Source organism: Pseudomonas pseudonitroreducens (genome assembly GCF_021603645.1).
GTDB lineage: Bacteria > Pseudomonadota > Gammaproteobacteria > Pseudomonadales > Pseudomonadaceae > Pseudomonas > Pseudomonas pseudonitroreducens.
The window spans coordinates 1-4,854 of the sequence record NZ_BQHJ01000027.1 but is presented as its reverse complement, the minus strand read 5'-3'; the positions used below and the strand labels follow the sequence as shown (position 1 = coordinate 4,854).

Genomic DNA, 4,854 nt, shown 5'->3' with positions numbered 1-4,854 from the left:
GCGCTGTATTAAGTTAGGTGGAATGCTTTTGAGCTAGGCTGAATCCGTTGACGCTCAGGGGGCGCCCATGACCACCACCCCATTGCACAAGCAAGTGTTAAGTCGTTATTCCAGTGTACAAGCTTGGCTGGAGCTCTTGGGTAATCTGGGGCGTGCGCCGGCCACCCTTGACGCCTATGGCCGTGCCCTTGCGCATTACTTATTGCATTGCGAAGGGAGTGGGCTGAAACCCGAATCCGCGACATTCGAACAAGTCACGCTCTACATCCGTGAGCTGCTACCTGGCGCAAAGAGCGCGGTGGCGAATTCAACCTTGCACCAGCGGCTTACTGCTATCCGGTTGTGGTACGACCACCTCGTTTTTCAGGGTCTTTGCGAGCACAACCCCGTGCCCCGCGGACAGCATGGTCGGCTGGCCCAAGTGCCTGGACATGGAGGGTTTGTCAGGGGCTTGCTCCCACGGCTGATTAAGTTGCCAGACATTCCCACCGATGAGCAGTGGCGACACTTTCTCAGTATTGCGGCCAGGTCGTCTATCCGTGATCGACTAATGCTGTCGTTGGCGTATTTCGGGGCTCTTCGCCGTGCCGAGTTGGTGGCCTTGCGTATTGAGGATTTAGACGTTGCACACCGACTGATCTCGGTGCGAGCGGAAACGACCAAAGGCAAACGCAGCCGCGTCGTGTGCTACAGCCCAGACATTGCACCTGTCTTGATAGAGCATCTACATGCTCTTCGCGGCGCTGGCTGGATGCGAGGTTCGTTGTTTCGATCAGCATCAGATCGTAATCGAGGCTCGCCACTGTCCCGTTGGGCGTGGAGTAAAACGGTTGAAGGGTGGGCCAAGGAAGCGAAACTATCGCACCTGAGCACTCATACCTTTCGCCACCTTCGGCTTACCCATCTGGCCCGTGCGGGCTGGAAGCTCCATGAACTGACCACGTATGCTGGACATCGAGACCCCAAAACCACTTTGATTTACCTGCACCTATCTGGCGCGGATTTAACCGCAAAGATGGCGCACTCCGTCGGCAGTCTCGATGCTCGGATGTTCTGTGAACTCTTTGGGTCTGAGGCATTGCTATGAGCACCCCCTCAGTCACCCCTTATGTTCCGTTCGACGCGAGCAAGTACGTACGTCAGAGCGATCTATCGAAAATCGAGCTGAGCATACTTTCGAATCGCTCTCACCGTTCAGACTGGGGCTACCTCCAATCAGAGATACCTGAGCTCATGAGGCCGCTAGCTGATATAGCGGCGCACAGCGGCGTTTCTCAGCGATTAGCCATTTCATCAGTGGCAGTCATTCTCTGGAATGTCAGCAAAACCGGTAAACCCTACTGGTGTTGGTCTGAGTCGCAGTGGTTGACCTTGCTCAGTAATCGAGCAGGATCACGACCATATCTCGCTTCCGTTGCTTACCATCTCGGCGATTTTCGAACCCCGCAGCGTATCGCCAAATTCCGGCAGCCGGCGATATATGCTTCTTTTATCTTCGGCCATGCCGTGTTCAGACATGAGCACGTTCGCTTGAGCCAAGCGTTGAGATCGCTGGGCTACGCTGCTCGCCATCTTGAGCAGTTCCTTTCCAACGTGCTGGGTGCCTTGATGCTGGAAAACGGCGATCCGCGGTTGGAGACATTCACCGAGGAACTGCTACTGAAGGGCCAACAGCATCGAAGCGAAGGTGTCGCGAGATCGGTCGGAAAGGTATCTCACGGCCTCGCTGCCATGGGGATTTTGGCGAAACCTTTACGCATGCGAGGCTATACCTGTTGGCGGGCGAAAAGCATCGAAGGCATCGATCCGACTTGGGCAATGTGGTGCCGTCGATGGCGAGACACTTCCACCTTGCGTCCACGCACACGTGAAAGCAATTACAGTTTTATCTTGAGGACCGGTGTCTGGCTAGCGCGCGAGCAATCAGGAATGGCGGCGCCTACCGATTGGAGCATGTCCACTTGCGCTGCATTTATTGCTGCCGTCGACCGGATGACGGTCGGTGAGTGGGCTTTGGAGTCAGCGAAGGGAACACAGCTAAAGGGGCTTGGTCAGCCTATCGCTGCCAACTCGAAGCGCGGCTTTCTACATGCCTTGCGACGATTTTTTACAGACTTTGAACTCTGGGGATGGGGTCGTTTGAAGTTCAGCCCCCGGCATCACCTCGCCACCCCGCGATCCGTGACATTCAACTCGGGTATCAACCCGCGGGTAATTGATGACTCGACCTGGCTCAAGCTGATTTGGGCGAGTCTAAATCTTGAGCGTAGTGATCTGCTTTCGGAGATTCACTATCCGCTGTCGATGGTTCAAGCCATTGCTGTAGTGTGGACGCACGCTGGTTTGCGCAGCAATGAAATCATGCGCTTGGATAAAAGATGCGCGCATCCTCAGACCAATGATGTGGTACACGAGGATGGGACCATCGTTCCAGCAAAAACTTTATGCTATCTCGATATTCCTGCCAGCAAGACGTTCAAAGCTTTCGTCAAACCTGTAGCGGTGGTCGTGAAGGAGCGCATTGACGCCTGGCTGGAGGACAGGCCTGCTAACCAGGCCGCTTTGCTGGATGAGCGAACCGGGGAAAAAGTTAGCTACCTATTTCAGTTTCGAGGCAAGCGCATAGGCTCCAGTGTCATTAATGGCACCATCATTCCAATGCTATGCGCCAAGGCGGGTGTGCCACTGGAGGACAGTCGCGGGCGAATCACCAGCCACCGGGGACGTGCCTCCGCAGTGACGGCGCTCGCCAGCGTCCCTCAGGGCATGTCGCTGATCGAGCTAATGCAGTGGTCGGGACATAGCTCGCCGAATTCGACTTTGCATTACATTCGAATTCGGCCTACCAAGCTGGCAGCATCCTTCGTTAAAGCCGATCAAATGGCCCATATGGTCTCCGTTTTGATCGATCATGACGTAATTGTTCGCCATTCAGATGCCCCCTACACCTTCTATGACTTGGGCGACTCGTATTGTTCAAATCCCTTCTGGAGCAGCTGCCCACATCGCATGGCCTGTGCGGGGTGTGACTTCAACTTGCCGAAAGCCAGCGCAAGGGCCCAAGCATTGGAAAGCAAATCGTCTATCGGACGGTACTTGGAGGCCGTGCCTTTAACTCCCGACGAGCGAGCCATTGCCGAGGGCGACTTGGAAAAGCTGGAGAGCCTCATTCGAAAGCTGGACAATGTGCCGGCTCTAGACGGCAGGATGCCGAGGAGATCGATGAGAGAAAGAGGAGGCTATAAGTAGAAAAGTTCTTAAGCGACTAGTGGCTCGCTAGACATACCTGTCGCGTTACTCCTAAGTTATGCGACACACTAGATTTTTCGGGGTTTTGCTGGGCTGCGGGTGTCGCAGGAGTGTGCCGCACGTAGATCGAAGTTAAACCTGATGCTAGGCCGGCTCATGCACTAGCCGGATGTCGATTTCTCTGTCGACATACTGCCACTCCACCGAGGCTCGGAGTTCGGCCAGAAGCCTGTTAAAGGCCGTCTCATCAGACGGGGAATATTCGAACCAAGTCAAGAAGTCGAAGGGTTCGTTCTCGCCCAGGTCCCGACAATGGTGGAGGCGGCGGGCCACAGCAGGGAGATATTGGAGCCCGATGTGAATGTGACGGGACTGTTCCTCAAAAATCTTCCGGCGTTCGTCTTGAGACAGTCCCCACCATGAGGGGTTTTTCCGGATAGGGATCAGGGCGGCGCAGGTAGCCTCTGCTCGACCCAAGCTTGGCTGCTTCGCCACGAGACGATCCTTCTCTTCACGCACGACATAGCGCTCGTTACTCGTTATCCCGCGAAGGAGCCATTTGGTGCCCGGAGGCTGCGGCGAAACAGAGCCAGCGGCTACGTTGAGCCGTGGGATTCCAGGGAGAGGGGCTCCTGCCACGGCATTCATCGCAACAACGCGCCAAACCCCCGTTTCTCCACCAGCGAACGTAAATACTCGTGTATTCATCAGGTTCCTCTCAGGCCTTTCGCCTATTTCTCAGATAACGCAAAACCTGCACTGCCCGGCGCAACCACGGAGACAAATATGAAAGGTCCTGGACCAGAGTTCACGGCACCATGTACTTGCCCAGGTTTTGCAATGGCAATATCTCCAGCTTTAAGATGAATTTCTACGCCGTTGCCTTGATAATACTTGGCCTCACCTGAGATAACCGTCCAAGTATCTTGGCCGTGAGGATGGACATGGGCAGCTATTTCCTGCCTAGGGTAGGCGTGCCAAACTACAACGACAGAATCGTTGGTCTCCAGAACAACTGAACGGATCGGTTCGCCGTTAGACGGACGGACATATTCGTCCACCGAAAAAATCCGCGATTCCGTTTCTGCTTTCATGTTCACACTCCATTCCTGCACCGCAAGGTGACGTGCATCTGGCACTAACACCAAGACGAAGCCTTGATCTTGATGGGGGCGGAGAAGCTCGACACGCCGAACGGCATCATGAAGAGCACTTTCATGCGGCACCAACCATTTCTTTTAACGACACGAGGCTCGTATGCACATGACGATATGTACTTGAGCGCCTTTCGGAAAAGCTATGTTATAGGACGGAGACCGTCAATACTCCGTCGTGGGTAGGCATGACAGAACGGTAGGATAACGGCGACGTTTTGGTCATATGTACATGGGAGGGCGGTTCACCGCTCGGCAGGGGTGTTGTCGATGGACAGGTGTCCGCCTTCGATGTAACAGATCAGCTTTGACCGGTTACTAACAGGATGACCGGATGATCCGGTGAGCGACGGCGATCTCCTCAGAAGCTACAGCCATACCGGTTGGGTATGAGAAGCTCCAAGGGCGAGCATGGCCCGGTTCTTATTGACTTTCTATTACACATAAACGG

At 54.8% G+C, this 4,854-nt stretch carries 4 protein-coding genes; 2 read left to right on the top strand and 2 right to left on the bottom strand.

The genetic code is table 11. From position 1 onward, the window contains the following. Positions 1–67: 67 nt before the first annotated feature. Positions 68–1,087: a tyrosine-type recombinase/integrase gene (locus L6D89_RS32100; protein ID WP_011914410.1), complete on the top strand. Its 1,020-nt coding sequence runs from the start codon at positions 68–70 to the stop codon at positions 1,085–1,087. After that, the gene (locus L6D89_RS32095; protein WP_011914409.1) at positions 1,084–3,249 is read left to right on the top strand and encodes a site-specific integrase; all 2,166 of its coding nucleotides are present in this window, start codon (positions 1,084–1,086) and stop codon (positions 3,247–3,249) included. Before L6D89_RS32100 ends, L6D89_RS32095 begins: the two co-directional genes overlap by 4 nt. Before the next feature lie 144 nt (positions 3,250–3,393). Here the strand turns inward: L6D89_RS32095 and L6D89_RS32090 are convergent, their stop codons facing one another. Further along, positions 3,394–3,897 carry a chlorite dismutase family protein gene (locus L6D89_RS32090; RefSeq protein WP_011914408.1) on the bottom strand — a complete coding sequence of 168 codons (504 nt, stop codon included), beginning with the start codon at positions 3,895–3,897 and terminating at the stop codon, positions 3,394–3,396. Positions 3,898–3,980: 83 nt separating this feature from the next. Then, complete coding sequence (locus tag L6D89_RS32085) at positions 3,981–4,343, bottom strand: cupin domain-containing protein (RefSeq protein ID WP_071534424.1); 363 nt, start codon at positions 4,341–4,343, stop codon at positions 3,981–3,983. Positions 4,344–4,854 lie beyond the last annotated feature (511 nt).